General features: G+C 42.4%; 14 protein-coding genes. All 14 read left to right on the top strand.

Annotation, left to right across the window (positions count from 1 at the left end):
* Positions 1 to 136: 136 nt before the first annotated feature.
* The 14 genes from IEY42_RS08325 to IEY42_RS08260 all read left to right on the top strand — a co-directional run bounded on the left by IEY42_RS08325 (position 137) and on the right by IEY42_RS08260 (position 17,293).
* Positions 137 to 2,944 carry a nitrate reductase gene (locus tag IEY42_RS08325; RefSeq protein WP_188924830.1) on the top strand — a complete coding sequence of 936 codons (2,808 nt, stop codon included), beginning with the start codon at positions 137 to 139 and terminating at the stop codon, positions 2,942 to 2,944.
* Complete coding sequence (gene cobA / locus IEY42_RS08320; protein ID WP_188924829.1) at positions 2,944 to 3,801, top strand: uroporphyrinogen-III C-methyltransferase; 858 nt, start codon at positions 2,944 to 2,946, stop codon at positions 3,799 to 3,801. The genes IEY42_RS08325 and cobA overlap by 1 nt, the downstream gene beginning before the upstream one ends.
* Positions 3,794 to 4,957 carry a glycosyl transferase gene (locus IEY42_RS08315; protein WP_188924828.1) on the top strand — a complete coding sequence of 388 codons (1,164 nt, stop codon included), beginning with the start codon at positions 3,794 to 3,796 and terminating at the stop codon, positions 4,955 to 4,957. Before cobA ends, IEY42_RS08315 begins: the two co-directional genes overlap by 8 nt.
* Positions 4,945 to 5,658 (top strand): ANTAR domain-containing response regulator, encoded by a 714-nt coding sequence (locus tag IEY42_RS08310; protein ID WP_188924827.1) that lies wholly within the window; start codon positions 4,945 to 4,947, stop codon positions 5,656 to 5,658. Before IEY42_RS08315 ends, IEY42_RS08310 begins: the two co-directional genes overlap by 13 nt.
* 219 nt (positions 5,659 to 5,877) lie before the next feature.
* Positions 5,878 to 8,493: a nitrite reductase large subunit NirB gene (gene nirB / locus IEY42_RS08305; RefSeq protein ID WP_188924826.1), complete on the top strand. Its 2,616-nt coding sequence runs from the start codon at positions 5,878 to 5,880 to the stop codon at positions 8,491 to 8,493.
* On the top strand, positions 8,490 to 8,816 hold the full coding sequence (nirD, locus tag IEY42_RS08300) for a nitrite reductase small subunit NirD (protein WP_188924825.1): 327 nt from the start codon (positions 8,490 to 8,492) through the stop codon (positions 8,814 to 8,816). Before nirB ends, nirD begins: the two co-directional genes overlap by 4 nt.
* 11 nt (positions 8,817 to 8,827) lie before the next feature.
* Positions 8,828 to 10,294: a NarK family nitrate/nitrite MFS transporter gene (locus IEY42_RS08295; RefSeq protein ID WP_188924824.1), complete on the top strand. Its 1,467-nt coding sequence runs from the start codon at positions 8,828 to 8,830 to the stop codon at positions 10,292 to 10,294.
* A gap of 41 nt (positions 10,295 to 10,335) precedes the next feature.
* Entirely contained in the window at positions 10,336 to 12,123 is a 1,788-nt protein-coding gene (locus tag IEY42_RS08290) for a bifunctional protein-serine/threonine kinase/phosphatase (RefSeq protein WP_188924823.1), read from the top strand.
* Between the two features lie 278 nt (positions 12,124 to 12,401).
* Complete coding sequence (locus tag IEY42_RS08285; RefSeq protein ID WP_188924822.1) at positions 12,402 to 12,938, top strand: curlin; 537 nt, start codon at positions 12,402 to 12,404, stop codon at positions 12,936 to 12,938.
* Positions 12,939 to 12,958: 20 nt separating this feature from the next.
* The gene (locus tag IEY42_RS08280; protein WP_188924821.1) at positions 12,959 to 14,668 is read left to right on the top strand and encodes a beta strand repeat-containing protein; all 1,710 of its coding nucleotides are present in this window, start codon (positions 12,959 to 12,961) and stop codon (positions 14,666 to 14,668) included.
* A 131-nt stretch (positions 14,669 to 14,799) separates the two neighbouring features.
* Positions 14,800 to 15,432 carry a LuxR C-terminal-related transcriptional regulator gene (locus IEY42_RS08275; protein ID WP_188924820.1) on the top strand — a complete coding sequence of 211 codons (633 nt, stop codon included), beginning with the start codon at positions 14,800 to 14,802 and terminating at the stop codon, positions 15,430 to 15,432.
* On the top strand, positions 15,429 to 16,025 hold the full coding sequence (locus tag IEY42_RS22360) for a curli production assembly/transport protein CsgE (RefSeq protein WP_229779978.1): 597 nt from the start codon (positions 15,429 to 15,431) through the stop codon (positions 16,023 to 16,025). The genes IEY42_RS08275 and IEY42_RS22360 overlap by 4 nt, the downstream gene beginning before the upstream one ends.
* A 12-nt stretch (positions 16,026 to 16,037) precedes the next feature.
* Positions 16,038 to 16,439, top strand: a complete 402-nt coding sequence (locus IEY42_RS08265) for a curli assembly protein CsgF (RefSeq protein ID WP_188924819.1) — start codon at positions 16,038 to 16,040, stop codon at positions 16,437 to 16,439.
* Positions 16,440 to 16,441: 2 nt separating this feature from the next.
* Positions 16,442 to 17,293 carry a CsgG/HfaB family protein gene (locus IEY42_RS08260; protein ID WP_188924818.1) on the top strand — a complete coding sequence of 284 codons (852 nt, stop codon included), beginning with the start codon at positions 16,442 to 16,444 and terminating at the stop codon, positions 17,291 to 17,293.
* The last annotated feature ends 17 nt before the right edge of the window (positions 17,294 to 17,310 follow it).

The raw sequence follows: 17,310 nt of genomic DNA, 5'->3' as shown, positions 1-17,310 counted from the left end.
GCACTTTTGTTGCGCAAATGTTGGGGCAAACCCAATATTATATTTTCTAATTCTACATTAAATCAGTAAGTTAATTTTTTGGCACAGCTTTCGCAGTACTAACATCAATAAATGATGAATGCGAAAGGGTCAAAGTATGTCAGCTATCCAATCAACTTGTGCTTATTGTGGTGTAGGATGCGGGGTTAGTGTGTCCTCTACTCAAGCTGATTGGGAAAAAGTTGAACGCGCAAATTTAACGCTTACAGGTGACATTAACCATCCTGCCAACCATGGACATTTATGTGCTAAAGGTGAGCGACTTCTCGATAGTTTAGCCCAACCTAATGTGCTTCGGTATCCGATGTTACGCTCTGGGAAGCCGATAAATTGGGATGACGCAAGCAGCTTAATTGCCGATAAGTTTGCCAATACCATTGCCGAATTTGGCCCAGATTCAGTCGCACTGTACCTTTCTGGTCAGTTACTCACCGAAGATTATTATGTCGCAAACAAATTTGCTAAAGGCTATTTAAAAACCGCTAACGTTGACACTAATTCACGCCTTTGTATGTCATCTGCGGTGAGTGCGATGCAGGGCTGCTTTGGTGAGGATGTGGTGCCAGGTTGTTACGATGATATTGAGCACGCAGACGTTATAGTATTGATTGGTGCAAATACAGCCTGGACCCACCCAGTATTGTTTCAACGCATTTTAGCGGCCAAAAAGGCTAATCATAGCCAGTTAGTGGTTATCGACCCCATTGCAACAGCAACAGCCAAACAAGCGGATATTCATTTAGCCATTAAACCAGGTGCAGATTTAGCCTTGTTTCATGGCTTGCTCGGCTTTTTAGCCGACAGTAACAGTGTCAATCATGACTTTATTGCTGCTCACACTCAGGGTTATAACGAGATTATTGAAAGCGCCCAGCAATTAAGTTGCAATCTAGCTAGCCTTGCTAAACAAGTTGGCGTGTCTTTAGCTGCATTAACTCAATTTTATCAGCTGTTTATTAATGACAATAAAGTGCTTACTGCTTCATGCCAAGGCGTTAATCAGTCGGTCATTGGTACTGAAATAACCCAAGCGATTATTCATTGTCATCTTGCGCTAGGCCACATCGGCCAGGCGGGATGCGGTTTTTTCTCACTGACAGGGCAACCCAATGCAATGGGTGGTCGTGAGGTGGGAGGCTTAGCAACACAATTGGCGTGTCATATGGGATTTTCTACGCCAGAACAACAATTATTAGCAAACTTCTGGCAAGTAGATGCCGTAGCAGACAAAAAAGGCTTAGCCGCTGTTGATATGTTTGATGCGCTTGCTGAAGGTACAATAAAAGCCATTTGGATCATGGGGACTAATCCTGTGGTGTCATTGCCAAACACTAATAAGATTGCTCAAGCATTGGCTGATTGCCCCTTTGTGGTGGTGTCAGAAATCACTCCAGATTCAGATACCGCAAAACTGGCAGATGTATTACTACCTGCACAAGGGTGGTCGGAAAAGTGTGGCACAGTAACCAATAGTGAACGCACAATAAGCCGCCAACGTGGTTTTATCGTGCCTAAAGGCCAAAGTAAACCTGATTGGTGGGCGATAAGCCAAGTTGCACAAAAAATGGGTTTTCAGGGATTTGAATTTAAAACTAATGCCAGTGTGTTTAATGAATTTGCCTGTTTATCTGCTCAAGTTAAGCAAACCTTTGCCGGTAAAGTATTCGACATCAGTGGATTAGCGAATTTAACCCAGCAAGAGTATGACAATCTAGCTCCGACACAATGGCCCATCGCTTCAGCAGAGCATATCGGCCAAACCGGTTTACGTTTATTTAGCCAAGGTGTGTTTGCCACGCCAAGCGCTAAAGCGCAATTTATCGTACCTAAGGGTCTCAATGCAGCAGAAACAACTGACACAGCAGAAACGACCGTATTACTCAATAGTGGCCGCAGTCGCGATCAATGGCATACCATGACGCGTACTGGTCATATTGCCAGCTTACGCGCGAGTATCCCAGAACCAATAATCCAGCTTCACCCAAACAAACTCGCCTCGTTATCATTAACAGAAGGTGATTTAGTCCGTATTGACGCTATCAATGATATGCAAGCCAATCGTTCTGCACAAAATTCTACAGCACAAAAAAATGCTGAGCAGAATAAGGCAACAGCCAGAGTCGTCGCCGATGAAGATATGGCTGAGAATATCGCTTTTATGTCAATGCATTGGTCGGCCCAGTTTTCATTGGGTAAAGGAGTTAACCAGGCAATTGATAACCGCGTCGACCCTTTATCACAACAACCTGGATTTAAATGTCAACCAGTGATCTTAACGCGCATCGAACTGGCATTGCAGGGCGTGGTATTTGGGTTGCATGATCCCGCCGCAGATGGCCTATGCTGGCAAGTTGCACAAACCTTGTCTAGCGGAGTTTGTCATCATGTGGGCTTTAGTTACTCTGAAAAAAGCTTTACATATCAGGCAACGCCCCACTCATTGTCATGGTCATTTACCTACGATAATCAATGTTTTTATATTCAATGTAACATGGTTAAAAACAATGTTACCGCGCTTAAAATTCTGTCTTCAAGCCAAATCGGATTGGCTCTAGAGCCGCTAAATGGATTTATTGGTAAACAACTAGATTCTGCATTTATAAAGCAGTTACACCAACAAATTCAAGCGGGTAATAGTCCACTCGTCTGTGCGTGTACTGGGGTGACTGAAGCACAAATCGCAGATGAGATTAACGCGCAATTTGATCAACAAATGTTTAATGACGGCCTGAAAAAACTGAGTTTTGTCAACGCCTTGGATAATACGCAATCCACTCTGGGCTGTGGTCGTCAATGTGGCAGCTGCAATAGTGAAGTTAAGCAATGTGCGCAATCGCACTGGCAACAGGCTTTATCGTATAGCGGGTATCAATACCCTAATGTAACAGAAGAGGATGTCGCCTAATGAATACCCTTGATGGATTAATCCAAAGTGTTAAGCCTATTGACGGCGACTCTGTTACCGCGTTACACCCTGGTGAAGTTGCCATTGTAGGTGCCGGATGTGGCCAGCTCGATTTAATGACGATTAAAGCAGCGCGCATTGTCGCCCAGGCTGATGTATTAGTGTACGACAGCTTAGTGAGCAGTGACATTTTGACTTTAGTCAGTAGTCACTGTCAGCGTCATTTTGTCGGCAAACGTTGCGGCCAGCCAAGCATTAAACAAGACGACATTAACGCATTATTACTTAAGCTTGCTAAACAAGGCCATAAAGTGGTGCGCCTAAAAGGTGGTGACCCGCATATTTTTGGCCGCGGAGCTGAAGAGGCGCTTTATTTAGCTGAGCACAATGTAAGATCGCAATTTATTGCTGGCGTTACAGCGGCGCTTGGGAGTGCATCAAGCAGCGGGATCCCGCTGACATTTCGCGGTATGGCGCGCAGCGTCACTTTAATTACTGGTACCAAAATGACCAATGCCGACAACGCTGGTGCTCCAACGCAATGGCAAGCATTGTTAGCCGCCCAATCGACCCTTGTGTTTTATATGGGCAAAGAGCAAGCCAATCGCATTGCAACTGGGTTGCTCGAAGCGAATTGTCAGGGCTCGCTGCCGGTGGCATTTGTCACTAACGGTGGCCGCACAAATCAAATCATCACGTATGCAACGGTATCTACAATGGCACAAGCAGCAATGTCCATACATGATGCGGGGCCAACATTAATTATTATCGGTGAGGTGGTCAGCGTCGGACAACAATTAGCGATGTTATTAACAGATATTGATGACACAAATCAGTATGAGGCCATGTATGCCTAAAATAGGTGAATTAACCTTAACCTCAGTGGCAGAATTTGACTTTAAATTACTGATCAAAGCCTTAGGTAAAGGCGAAAAAGGCTCGCGCAGTTTAACGTTCGCCGAGGCAAGCTTGCTGATACAGGGTTTTGCGCAGGCGAAAGTGACGCCAGTGCAAATGGCCAGTGCGATGATGTTAATGCGAGTCCGTGGCGAAACGGTGGCAGAAGTTGCAGGTGTTGTCGCTGGGTTACGTCACACCATTGATATGGGGTGGAGCCAATTAAACGTTGAAATTGACTGGCCAGTATATGCCGGTAAACGTGAGCAATTACCCTGGTTATTACTGGTGGCAAAATTACTGGCTAATCATGGTGTGCGAGTCTTACTGCACGGAGATAGCCAAGCGTTACCGCATCGTCGACATGTTGAGTCATGTATTGATGCACTTGATATTATGCGATGTGAAGATCCATTAACCGCTAAATCTGAATTAGACCGTTCAGGCATAGTGTATGTGCGAGCCGGTGATATAGCGCCAGTGCTCGATGAATGTCGTCAATTACACCAAGAGCTCGGATTACGCAGTTTAATTCAAACCGCTGTTCGTTGTATTAATCCGGCTAATGCGCCACTGAGCTTACGCAGTTATTTTCATCCAGGCATCGATAAAATTCATCAAGGCGTGAGCCAAACGCTATTTGAACAACACAGTTATCAACCGGGTGTGGTGGCCATTTTTAAAGGCTTGCAAGGCGAAACCGAGCTGAATCCACGCGTAGAAACTTCAATCAGAATTGTTAATGGTTTGCAAAGTGATATCGCGATGTCAAAAGTCGGTATCGCCACCTTATTAACGGCTTTTTCTGGTGCAAAAGTCGGCCAGGCAGAGCTATCGGAGCAGGCGCTTGCACTGTTGTGGCGCGAGATGACGCCTTTTGACAGTGACGCGATGAAGGCATTGATGTCATGTTCGATGATTGAACAAGCCTTGAGCAGCGTACAAGCGACTTTGATGGCTATTTTATATTTATTACATTACAAATCAGAAGATTACAGCTCTGATTTAACAACAGAGCAATTAAAAAAATTGAGTCTACAGTATTGGTCTACACGATTAATCGTCACAGATAAAACTGATTCAATGGTTAATAAGGAGTGGTTATGCGCAGTTTAATTTTTTGTGACACTAGCTTTTCGGCGGTACCGGTTGCAGATTGCGATATCGCACAATATCAAGCCTGTTTAACCGTCTTTGGCCCTGTCACTGTATTAACTTCAGTTACCAAAATTGAACAGCGTTTGCAGCAACAACATTTTGATACTTTACTGGTGCTAACGGATTCTTTACAAGGTCATATTTTGGGGCTAATCCAACGTATTTTAGCCAGTAAGCCCTTGGTGATAATTGTTAACGCTAAAACATGGCAACAAACCGAACTGACTCATTTACTTGACTGTGGACGCATCACATTTATACCTGAAATGTTAACAGTTAACCGGTTAACCAGCGTGGTGAGTTTAGCGCAAGCCCGTTTCAGTGCAGCAAGCAAAACGATTGCCGAATTCAAAAAACTAGATGAAGAAATTCGCGGCATAAAATTGCTTAGCCAAGCAAAGTTAATTGTAATGCAACAAGGTTTTGATGAAACAAAAGCCCATCAAATTATTCAGCAACAAGCAATGCAAAAAGGCGTCACATTGGCGCAAATGTCAGCACAAATTATTGCTGTTGTGAGTCGTACTACACTATCAACAACCCACTCAACAACCCAAGTAAAACAAGATTATCCAGCAGTGAGCAAAAGTGGTGCGCCTCATTATGGTGCGGTTGCGTCTAAGGTGGACATGTCAGTCATACATCGCAAAGGTGGTTGAGTTATTTTTGTATATTAATCAGTTTATTATGTTTTATCTGTTGTTGGCATGGAGCCTGCAATAGCTTATTAAGATACTGAGTGAGGATAAGGGTTAACAGCCGTATATTCTTAAGCAGTGAAATTTAAAATGTGGATTGTAATTGGCATTGGCGCCAACTCTTTAAGTGGAGTTGGCGCCTTTTGTTTTTTTACAGGACAAGGTGTGAAGGAGCAGGAAATGACAGTCTCAAAACCCAAGTTAATGGTTGTTGGTAATGGCATGGTGGGTCATCACTTTATTGAGCATGTGTGTAGTTTAGGGCTTAATAAAATATTTGATGTACATGTGTTTGGTGAAGAACCTCGTCCTGCATATGACCGGGTACAGTTATCTAAATATTTTGAGACTGGCAGTGCTGATCCGTTAATGCTAACCAGTGCGCAGGATTATCAAGATTGGGGGATTACCCTACATTTAAATACGCTGATCACTGCGATTGATACGGCGAATAAAACCCTCACCAGTGCAAAAGGGCAAAGTTACGTATACGAACAATTGGTGTTGGCAACGGGGTCATTTCCTTTTGTGCCGCCGATTAACGGCAACGAACGCGATCAATGCTTGGTTTATCGTACCATTGAAGACTTACAGGCCATTCAAGCTGCTGCAGCAAACAGTAAAGTGGGAGTCGTTGTGGGTGGTGGATTGCTGGGACTAGAAGCCGCCAATGCGATGAAACAACTGGGTGTTAAAACCCATGTTGTTGAGTTTGCGCCACAATTGATGCCCGTTCAGCTAAATGATAAAGCCGGTGAATTGCTGTGCAGTAAAATCGAAGAATTAGGTGTCAGTGTTCATACATCTAAAGCCACCACAGCCATTATTGATGGCGAAGCCGCATTGCACCGCATGACATTCAATGATGAGTCGTTTCTTGAAACTGACATGATTGTTTTTTCAGCCGGTATTCGCCCACAAGATCAGCTTGCCAGAGTGTCAAATATCAGCATCGGCGAACGAGGGGGGATTGAAATTGATAATTGGTGTTTAACCTCTGCACCGGATGTCTATGCCATTGGTGAATGTGCGTTATGGCAACAAAAAATCTTTGGTTTAGTGGCGCCGGGGTATCAAATGGCTCGAGTTGCTGCGTCTCATATTGCATCAAGCGTGTCTGATACCAAAGCCCAAACATTTACTGGTGCAGACATGAGCACCAAATTAAAGCTACTGGGTGTCGATGTAGCCGCGATTGGCGTAAGCAGAGGTTTTGACAATGCCCAATTTGTTGAACTGTCTGATAATCAGGCCGGCATTTACAAAAAACTCTGGTTAGATGAAAGCGGCACGTTATTAAAGGGAGCGGTGCTGATTGGCGACAATAGTGATTACAGCCGCCTACTTGATTTGTACTTATCGCAGGATGAAATTGCAGGCTCGGCAGTTGAGTTATTACTTGCAGGTGCTGAAGATGAGGCTGATTTAAAAGACACTTCTATTGTGTGTTCTTGTCACCAAGTGACGAAAGGCGACATTGTTGATGCGGTTAAAGCGGGCAGCCACAAAATGGCAGAAATTAAGTCCTGTACTCGTGCAGCATCTGGATGTGGTGGTTGTGCGCCTGTCGTGCAAAAAATTATTGATCAGACTTTGCAAGCTGAAGGTGTGGATTTTAATGCCGGGATTTGCGCCCACTTTGAGCACGACAGACAAGCCTTGTACCACCTATGCCAAGTGGAAGGTATTAATGATTTTGACTCGTTAATGCGTCAACACGGCAAGCCTTCTGCAAGTGGCCACACTTATGGTTGCGATATTTGCAAACCCGCAGCAGCCTCTATTTTTGCCAGCTTACAAAACCAATATGTATTAAACCAAGATAGCGGCCATGTGCAGCTGCAAGACACCAATGATGCGTATTTAGGTAATATCCAAAAAGACGGCACTTATTCTATTGTGCCACGGGTTGCCGGTGGCGAAATTACTCCTGCCAAGTTAATCGCAATGGGACAAATTGCTCAAGATTATGATTTGTATACCAAGATCACAGGTGGTCAACGTATCGATATGTTTGGCGCAACCTTGTCACAATTACCTGAAATTTGGAACAAGCTCATTGATGCAGGCTTTGAAACGGGACACGCCTATGGCAAATCTCTGCGTACCGTTAAGTCTTGTGTTGGCAGTACCTGGTGTCGATATGGCGTGCAAGATGCGGTGGGTTTTGCCATCGATTTAGAAAATCGTTACAAGGGCTTACGCAGCCCGCATAAATTGAAGTTTGCCGTATCGGGTTGTACCCGTGAATGCGCCGAAGCACAAAGTAAAGATATCGGCATTATTGCAACTGACAAAGGTTGGAACTTATATGTGGCAGGTAATGGCGGCATGCGTCCACGTCACGGTGACTTATTTGCTACCGATTTATCGACCGAAACGCTGTATCAATACATCGACCGCATTTTGATGTTTTACGTCAAAACCGCAGACAAACTGCAGCGCACCTCAACCTGGATGGATTCATTAGAAGGCGGCTTAGCATATTTAAAGTCGGTTGTGATTGATGATGCGCTAGGGATCAATTCAACCCTAGAACAACAAATGGATTTAATTGCTGCAACCTATCAATGTGAATGGAAAACCAGCCTCGAACAACCGGCATTTTTAGCACGCTTTAATGAATTTGTTAACCCAAGTGAGGCACCAGCTGTTGATGCTAATGCTTATCAACGCATACGCGAACAGCGCTTTCCTAACATTAAAGATGCAGGTGCAGGCAACATTGCGATTAAACAGATTACTGAGCAGCAAACCACTGAGCAAAAAGCAAAAGCAGATGAGGTATTAGCATGAGTTGGATTAATGTGTGTGAAGAAACAAGCTTACCTATAGGTACTGGTGTTGCAGCCTGGGTTGCCGGAAAGGCAGTGGCTATTTTTAACTTAGGTAAAGATGGTTTGTTTGCCATCGATAATGTTGACCCCGCCACAGGCGTGGGCTTATTAGCCCGCGGATTAATTTGTGAAATGGACGGTGATCTCTGTGTCGCTTCGCCATTGTATAAACAACATTATCGCTTAACGACCGGTGTATGTATTGAAGACAGTACTCTAATAGCCAGTCCATTTGATATTAAAACTGAACAGGGACATGTCCTTGTATTAGCCAAAGCATAAGGAGTATTGCTATGAGTGCTGAAAAATTTAAGCTGTTTTCTTTTAGCGGCAAAATGAAGGTTATGCATTTAAGCTGGATGGCCTTTTTTATCACCTTCGTTGTGTGGTTTAACGCCGCCCCCTTAGTGAGTGTGATAGCCGACAGTTTAGGGCTGACCACCGCACAAATTAAAACCTTGTTGATCCTCAATGTGGCATTAACGATTCCGGCGCGAATCATCATTGGGATGGTGACCGATAAATATGGTCCACGTATTACGTATTCTGCACTACTGGCGATTTGTTCAATCCCGTGTTTTATGTTTGCCGTTGCCGATTCATTTGAGCAGCTCGCATTAGCCCGTTTTTTAATTGGTTTTATTGGTGCCGGCTTTGTGATTGGTATACGTATGGTCAGTGAATGGTTTCCTGCCAAAGAGTTAGGCACTGCTGAGGGGATTTACGGTGGATGGGGTAACTTTGGTTCTGCCGCGGCGGCCTTTTCATTACCTGCAATCGCATTGGCTTTTGGCGGCCCTGATGGCTGGCGTTATGCTATTGGGCTAACAGGCTTAATGAGTTTAGCATTTGCCTTTGTATATTATTTTAATGTTACCGACACACCAAAAGGTTCAACATACTTTAAGCCCAAAAAAGGTGGCGGATTAGAGGTGACCAGCAAAAGTGATTTAGTGTTACTCATAGTGATGAAAGTGCCCATGTACGCGACCTTAGCGCTATTGGGTTGGAAGCTGTCGCCAGCGGGTGTCAGCATGTTTACCCAAGATGCTACGAACTTGATTTACGCGGGTTTATTGTTTGTATTCTTAATCGATTTTTATCAAACCTATCAAGTTAATAAGCATCTGTTTTCTGTGGAAGTACCAGAGTTTGAGCGCTACGAGTTTAAACAGGTAGCAGTATTAAATGTACTGTACTTTACCACGTTTGGTTCTGAGTTAGCTGTGGTGTCTATGCTGCCGCTATTTTTTGCTGAAACCTTTGCATTAGGTATGGCGCAAGCAGGTATGGTGGCATCAAGCTATGCCTTTATGAACCTGATGTCTCGCCCAGGCGGTGGCTGGTTAAGTGACAGGTTTGGTCGTAAAACCACGCTATTGATTTTAACTGCAGGCTTAGCAATTGGGTATTTATCCGTCGCTCAAATAGACTCAAGCTGGTCACTTCCCCTTGCGGTAGTTGTGGTGATGGCATGTTCTTTCTTTGTTCAAGGCGGTGAGGGCGCAGTATTTGCGGCCGTGCCACTCATTAAGCGCCGTTTGACCGGGCAAATTGCCGGTATGACAGGCGCGTACGGAAATGTTGGCGCAGTGTTTTTCTTAACGGTATATTCAATGGTATCGACGCAAACGTTCTTCTATGTGATTGCTGTGAGTGCCGTATTTGGTTTTATTACCTTATTCTTTATGAATGAGCCTAAAGGTCATATCGCCGAAGTGAATGAAGACGGCGAAGTCACCTTAATAAGCGTCAGTTAGACGAACGGTATGAGTGGGATCGTTATTACAGCAGGAAACCTATGCCTCTTAAGTTAGATACACATGCAAGCCCAGTGATAGATCACACGCTGCCTTTTGCAACCAGCTTGCAATTGGTAGTGGGGCAAGCCTCTGAAAAAGGTCGTAAATCGCAAAACGAAGATGCGATAGGCATACGCATCCCGAGTGGTGTATCACTCATGACCAAAGGCATTGTCAGCGTCATTAGTGATGGTGTCAGTACGGCAGAGGGTGGCGCACAAGCTTCAGCTATTAGTGTGAGTAATTTTTTAGCGGATTATTACTCAACACCTGATAGTTGGAGTGTACAAACCTCAAGCGCCAAAGTATTAACCGCATTAAACCGTTGGCTGTATGGGCTAGGGCAAGATTATCGCGATGCTCGGCGTGGATTTGTATGTACCTTTAGTGCATTGGTGTTTAAGTCGTGCACTGTGCACATGCTACATGTGGGTGATTCACGCATCTATCGTTTTCGTCGTGGCGAGTTAACTCAATTAAGCCATGATCACAGCACAAAAATAAACGCATCGCATCAATATTTAACTCGCGCATTAGGCATGGATGTCAAACTAGATGTTGATTATAAAGCATTAACCGTTGAGCAAGACGATCTTTACTTGCTGACTACCGATGGCATACACGACCAATTTACCGAGTTTGAATTACGGCAAAAGATAAGCTGTTTTTATCAATTACATCCGCAATTAAGCGATGATTTATGTGAGCAGTTTTGCCGTAAATTGATAACAAAAGCATTTGAACTTGGCAGTAAAGATAATTTGAGTGCGCAATTGTTGTGTGTACATCAATTACCGAAACAAGCCATTGATGATGTGTACCATCATTTATCGCAGCGTCCATTTCCCCCTCCGCTGAGTGTTGGGATGAAGCTCGATGGATATAAAGTCACTCATATTATTCATCAATCGCAACGCAGCCAGGTGTATCGGGTTGAGAATGACCAGCAACACACTTTTTGCATGAAAACACCTTCGGTCAATTACATTGATGATGCGGCTTATATTGAACGTTTTATGTTAGAAAGCTGGATTGGTCAGCGTATAAACAGTACTCATGTCGTGAAGGTGGCAGAGCAACATCAACCTAAATCGGCATTGTATTACTTAACCGAATTTCTTCCAGGAGTGAGCTTAGCGCAATGGTTGGTTCAGCATAAAAAAGCCCCGGTAGAAGAGGTTCTATTACTGTTAAAACAAATCGAATTAGGCGTAAGGGCATTTCATCGCCGAGAAACGCTGCATCAAGATTTAAAACCCGATAATATTTTTATTACCCGTGATAGTGTGGTGAAAATTATCGATTTTGGCTCTTGTTATATCAAAGGTGTTGCTGAAATTAGCACCCCACTGACACGCGATCATATTTTGGGAACTGCAGATTATACCGCTCCAGAGGTGATTTTGGGTTATCAGGCTGATGGACGAGCTGATTTATTTTCATTAGCGGTGATTGCCTATGAAATGTTAGCCGGTGAGTTACCTTTTAACGGTAAATTGGCTAAATGTAATACCAGACAAGCTTTTTTACGCCTAGAGTATGTTAATGCTCATACACTTAATCCCATGGTGCCCACTTGGATTGATGATGCTTTAAAAAAAGCCTTAAACATTGAACCTAATCTTCGCCAAGCTGACACGTGCGAGCTTATCCACCAATTAACCACACCAAGCGCTCATCAACGCCCGCAACATTTTGTCCCTCTTATTAGCCGTAACCCAGTCAGGTTTTGGCAAGTCACCTCGATAGTTCTATTCTTGGCATTAGTGACCAGCTTATTGGTTTAATACAATCTCCTATAAGCCAAGATTAAATTCATTTTCTTTGCCTTTAAAACTCATAATTATTAATAGCTTACATTGTTCATCTGTTTGTGCTGACTATTTTTTGGTCGTAGTAAAAAGGTAGGGGGTACCTAAGCTTTTAGTCAGAATGTCTATTATCGTTTAATACTGTGGAGTGACGTTTTATTGCCATTGAAGTGTCATAGTTTTGACACTGTCAAAGGAAAGAGGTTTTGAAAAACTATTGTTTATAGTGATTCCAAAACACAAGGGGTTTAAGCATGACCTTCAAAAAGCGTACAAAGCAAATTCATTTTACGGTTAAGGCAGCCATAGTTGCGTTAACAGTGTGCGCTTCATCCTTTCCAAGTTTGAGCCAAGATATAAGTGAAATTGATGAATTAATGGTTGTTGGCAATACTGCAAACATTAATCAATCTGGTGATGCGCTCTTGCTTAGCTTAACGCAACAAGGTGTAAATAATCATTATATCTCGACTCAATCAGGTTTTAATAATCAAATTCTCGCGCTACAGCAGGGTACAAATAATTATGCCATTGCTAATCAATCGGGAAGTGATATTGAAGCTCATATTCTTCAAGCCGGTTTTAATAATGTTCTGTTACTTAATCAATTTGGTTCAAGTTTGATGGTTGATGTTGATCAAATTGGAGCGGATAACCTAGCTGTTGTAAATCAAACCGGTAATGAAAATGCGATTTGGATCCAGCAGTACGGTTCCGGAAATGCTGTAGGCGTGACCCAATGGGGTGTATCACAACATGTTGTTGTGACCCAGGGAAACTTATCTAACTAAGAGTAAAGGGAAATACGAAGATGAAATATTCTAAATTAGCGTTATTAGTCTCGGCTGCATTATTGGTTTCAGCAGGGGCTTATGCAAGTGATGACAATGTAGCAACTGTCGATCAAAATGGTACAGATAATACTGCCAATGTCACGCAACAACTAAATAGTGACAATAATGATGCAACGATTAGTCAAGACGGTACAACAAATACGGCTTCTGTAACCCAAGCTGATACTTCAAATACTGAAGCATTTGTTACTCAACGTGGTGATTTGAATCAGGGACATATCTATCAACATAATACCACTCAAACCGCTACAGCTACTATTGATACCGATGGTAATAATAATACCGCAAATATTGAGCAACAATTTTATAATGGTGACAATGCTTCTGCCTTAGTGATGCAAATTGGCGATAGTAACATTGCTAACATTATGCAAGATAACGGTGATGGAGCAAATTCTACCATTTATCAAAATGGTAGCGGTGACACCGCAGAGGTTGTTAACGCTTGGTCTGATTATGCTAATGCCACTATTACTCAAAATGTAGGTACAGGTAATAATGCATATATTAGTCAAGATGCATCTGACTCAGCAGTTGCTGAGATCACTCAGACAGGGGCTGGTAACGACGGTGATATTGTGCAAAATACCGAAAATTATGGTGGCGCAGGTAGCGACACTACGTTTGCAGTATTAACTCAAACCAATGATGGTAACCGAGGCTATATTTCACAAACGGCCCTAGCCAGTAACGCGACAATAAACCAAAATGGTAACATGAACGAAGCCGAAGTTTATCAAAGTGATGTAAATAACACTGCTAATGTTCAACAACTTGGAAATGATGATGATGCTTTTGTATTTCAAACAGGCCAAGATGGAAATGTAGCTGTTAATCAAATGGGTAATACTGGAAGTTTAGCGACGGTAAATCAAGGTGGCGTTAATAATAATGCGATGATTGACCAAGTTGGCACGAGCTTAACTGCCACAGTAAACCAATCAGATTTTGATAACGTAGCCGACGTCGACCAATCAGATATGGGTAGTACTGTCATTGTTAATCAAAGTGGCTCTGTTTCTGGCTTCGGTAACCTAGCAACAGTGGTACAAGATGGTAATGCTGATTATGCCACAATAGATCAAGTTGGTATTAATAACACCGCTTCAGTGAATCAACATTCTGCAGCAACTAGCTCTTGGGGCCAAAGCTTCAGTAATACTGTCGATATTGATCAAAATGGTGAGAGTAACACTGGAGAAGCACATTCTTATTCAGGTGCCAATAGCACAATCACAATAGATCAAGATGGCACCTCTAACAATGCTTGGGCTGCAACTTACGGCGATAGTGATACATCTTCTATTAAGCAAGATGGTTCGAGTAATACAGCATATGCACAAAGTTGGTTTGATGGCAGTACAGCAAATGTTACGCAAGATGGTATATCAAACACAGCTTATGCTTATGCAGGATCTGATGCTTCAAATGTTGATATTTATCAAGAAGGCGAATTAAATGATGCGACTGGTTTCACATATGGTTCTGGAGACGATATTAACATTAGCCAAATAGGTATTGAAAACAAAGCTTACGCGACGGCGAGCACCTATGGCGCTGGTCATGGTAGCAATACTATTAATATTACTCAAACAAATATGAACAATACAGCAACTGTAGGTTTATTAGGAAATGGTAATACAGTCACTATTATTCAAGGAATGTAGTACTAAAGTATACCAAAGGGTGCGCAAGCACCCTTTTGGCTAATTGTCATGCAAAAGTCGTCTTGCTAAGCTGAATACATCACTTGCTGTTTATTTCAACTTGGTTAAAACAAATCACATGGAGTGTAATTATGTTTAAAGTCGTAAATTGGATGATTGTATCTCGTTCTCAAATGTTGATCGATTTACTAGAATGTCGCTGGCCACAGGAGTTTTTAGTTAAACTCACCAATGCACACCCTTGCGAAATGGGCAAGCTACTTTCAACATCACCCAATTCCATGGTCATTTTTGATTTAGCCACTGTTGATGTTCAACAAGCTTATCAGTTACAGCGCATCGTTGAGCGCGAACATTGCGGAGTAAGAACCGTATTTTTAAATTTTCCAAAACAAGTTGATGCAAAGTTTCTTATTCATCCATCTACCACAGCAGGTGTTTTTTACGTTGATGCCAGCTTAAAGGACATTGGTATTGGATTAAATGAAGTATTAAAAGGCAGAAGCGCTATTCCTCAAACACTGTATCAATCAATGATGAATGTAGACAATGATGATGACAGTGATCAACTGACTATTCGTGAACGAGAAGTGTTACATGCATTATTAACAGGACGTACCAACCTTGATATTGCAAACCAATTATTTGTCAGTGAATCCACTATTAAAACACATCTCTATAGAGCATTTCGTAAGATTGGCGTATCAAGTAGAGGGCAGGCTATTGCATGGGCGCAAACACATATGCATGAGGTTAGTGTGTGAAACTCTCAACAGTGTTATTAGCTTATTTATTGTTAAGTTCGGTGACGTTCGTTGCTGATGCGAGAGCTACTGAACAGCAAAATATAGAAGTGAATAACATAGAGGTGAATGTTGAAGAGTTTAATAAAGCAGACATTCCTCCATTAACAGATAGCGTCAAACTTGAGTCAAGTAAATCTAAAGCGCAAGAAAGTGCATTACAAAATACAAAAGAAGAAAAAGTTAGCATCAATGATGCTAAGCCAAAAAGAGAAGATGATTTAATTGATGGTTTAATTTTAAACAGAGCAATGACACGGTTGGGTCATCGTTTTTATCGAGAATTTGTTAGTGCTTACCGTGATATTAATGGTTTGAATAATCACAATGGATTGACCGTGGTCGAGCAAGCAACAGCAAGAAATGGTAGTAAAATTTTAGTATTACATAATAGGAAGCCAATATTTATTACTTTTGTTTCTCCAGCATCAAGAAGTTTGGATGCACAAGCCGATATGGCAGCTAAAAGAGTGAATGATTTGCTGCTGCAATATCAACAACAGTCTAAATGGAGTGCGTTTTCAGATCCTGATCTTGCCTCCGACGAGTTTTAGCAGGGAAAGCATATGAAAAAAATAATAGCTCTAATGTCGGTCTCATTTTTCAGTTTACCAATGTTTGCGACCGAATTAGTTTACACCCCAGTTAACCCTTCTTTCGGAGGGAGTTATCTTAATGGAAGTTATTTACTTTCCAATGCGGCCGCTCAAAATAAATATCAGGGAGGGTCTTCTTATGTCGCTCCTACAGCACTTGATCGACTTGCTAGTTCATTACAATCTCGGTTGATGAGTCAATTGTTTAATGATGCCGCTAATGGTGCCGAGGGCTACTTAAAAACCGATGATTTTGAAATTAATGTTGTTAACGAAGATGGGTCATTATTAGTCCATATTACCGATTTATTGACCGGTGAAACGACCATTATTGAAGTTGGCGGCATTGTCGGTTCTTCAACTGGGGGCTAATCATGAAAAAACTACTACTTAGTTTTATCTTGGTGTCGATGACGGCATGCACCTCAATAAAAAGTGAATTTGATGGCATAGAGGCATCAACCAGTTTAATGCCTAAAAGTGAAACCTATTATGATTTAGTGAGCTTACCTTCGCCACAAGGAAGTATGGTTGCTGCCGTTTACGATTTTCGCGATCAAACAGGTCAATATAAACCCATTCCTTCTAGTAACTTTTCGACAGCGGTGCCGCAATCGGGTACTGCATTTTTAGCTCAGGCGTTGAATGACTCAGCTTGGTTTATACCTGTCGAAAGGGAAGGGCTACAAAATTTATTGACGGAACGAAAAATTGTTCGTGCTGGATTAAACGGTGATTCAAGCAAATTACCACAACTAAGCAGTGCACAAATTTTAATGGAAGGTGGCATTGTTGCGTACGATACTAATATTAAAACCGGTGGCGCTGGTGCTCGGTATCTTGGGATTGGCGCATCCGGACAATATCGTGTAGATAGTATTACTGTTAATTTACGTGCCGTTGATATTCGAACTGGGCGATTACTCAGTAGTGTCACTACAACAAAATCAGTGATTTCAAAAGAGATTACAGCAGGTGTATTTAAGTTTATTGACGCCCAAGAATTACTAGAAGCGGAAGCAGGATATACTTCTAACGAACCGGTAAGCTTATGCATTGCAGCTGCGATTGAAAGTGCGGTTGTGCATATGATTGCTGATGGTATTTGGAAACGCGCATGGAACTTACGAGATCCAGCATCTGGAGTTAATAATCCGGTATTACAAAAATATTGGCTCGAGGCTCATTCAGCAAATCGAGTCAAAGAGCGTATTTCTCAAAGTTAACTACAGTTCTAACGAAA

Source organism: Shewanella algicola (assembly GCF_014648035.1).
GTDB classification, from domain to species: Bacteria; Pseudomonadota; Gammaproteobacteria; order Enterobacterales; family Shewanellaceae; genus Shewanella; species Shewanella algicola.
This window is presented reverse-complemented; position numbering and strand designations above follow the sequence as displayed.

Excerpts from the sequence above, each read along its gene's own strand:
- IEY42_RS08325 (WP_188924830.1), top strand. The coding sequence starts at position 137 with ATGTCAGCTATCCAATCAACTTGTGCTTATTGTGGTGTAGGATGCGGG.
- cobA (WP_188924829.1), top strand. The coding sequence starts at position 2,944 with ATGAATACCCTTGATGGATTAATCCAAAGTGTTAAGCCTATTGACGGC.
- IEY42_RS08315 (WP_188924828.1), top strand. The coding sequence starts at position 3,794 with ATGCCTAAAATAGGTGAATTAACCTTAACCTCAGTGGCAGAATTTGAC.
- IEY42_RS08310 (WP_188924827.1), top strand. The coding sequence starts at position 4,945 with ATGCGCAGTTTAATTTTTTGTGACACTAGCTTTTCGGCGGTACCGGTT.
- nirB (WP_188924826.1), top strand. The coding sequence starts at position 5,878 with ATGACAGTCTCAAAACCCAAGTTAATGGTTGTTGGTAATGGCATGGTG.
- nirD (WP_188924825.1), top strand. The coding sequence starts at position 8,490 with ATGAGTTGGATTAATGTGTGTGAAGAAACAAGCTTACCTATAGGTACT.
- IEY42_RS08295 (WP_188924824.1), top strand. The coding sequence starts at position 8,828 with ATGAGTGCTGAAAAATTTAAGCTGTTTTCTTTTAGCGGCAAAATGAAG.
- IEY42_RS08290 (WP_188924823.1), top strand. The coding sequence starts at position 10,336 with ATGCCTCTTAAGTTAGATACACATGCAAGCCCAGTGATAGATCACACG.
- IEY42_RS08285 (WP_188924822.1), top strand. The coding sequence starts at position 12,402 with ATGACCTTCAAAAAGCGTACAAAGCAAATTCATTTTACGGTTAAGGCA.
- IEY42_RS08280 (WP_188924821.1), top strand. The coding sequence starts at position 12,959 with ATGAAATATTCTAAATTAGCGTTATTAGTCTCGGCTGCATTATTGGTT.
- IEY42_RS08275 (WP_188924820.1), top strand. The coding sequence starts at position 14,800 with ATGTTTAAAGTCGTAAATTGGATGATTGTATCTCGTTCTCAAATGTTG.
- IEY42_RS08265 (WP_188924819.1), top strand. The coding sequence starts at position 16,038 with ATGAAAAAAATAATAGCTCTAATGTCGGTCTCATTTTTCAGTTTACCA.
- IEY42_RS08260 (WP_188924818.1), top strand. The coding sequence starts at position 16,442 with ATGAAAAAACTACTACTTAGTTTTATCTTGGTGTCGATGACGGCATGC.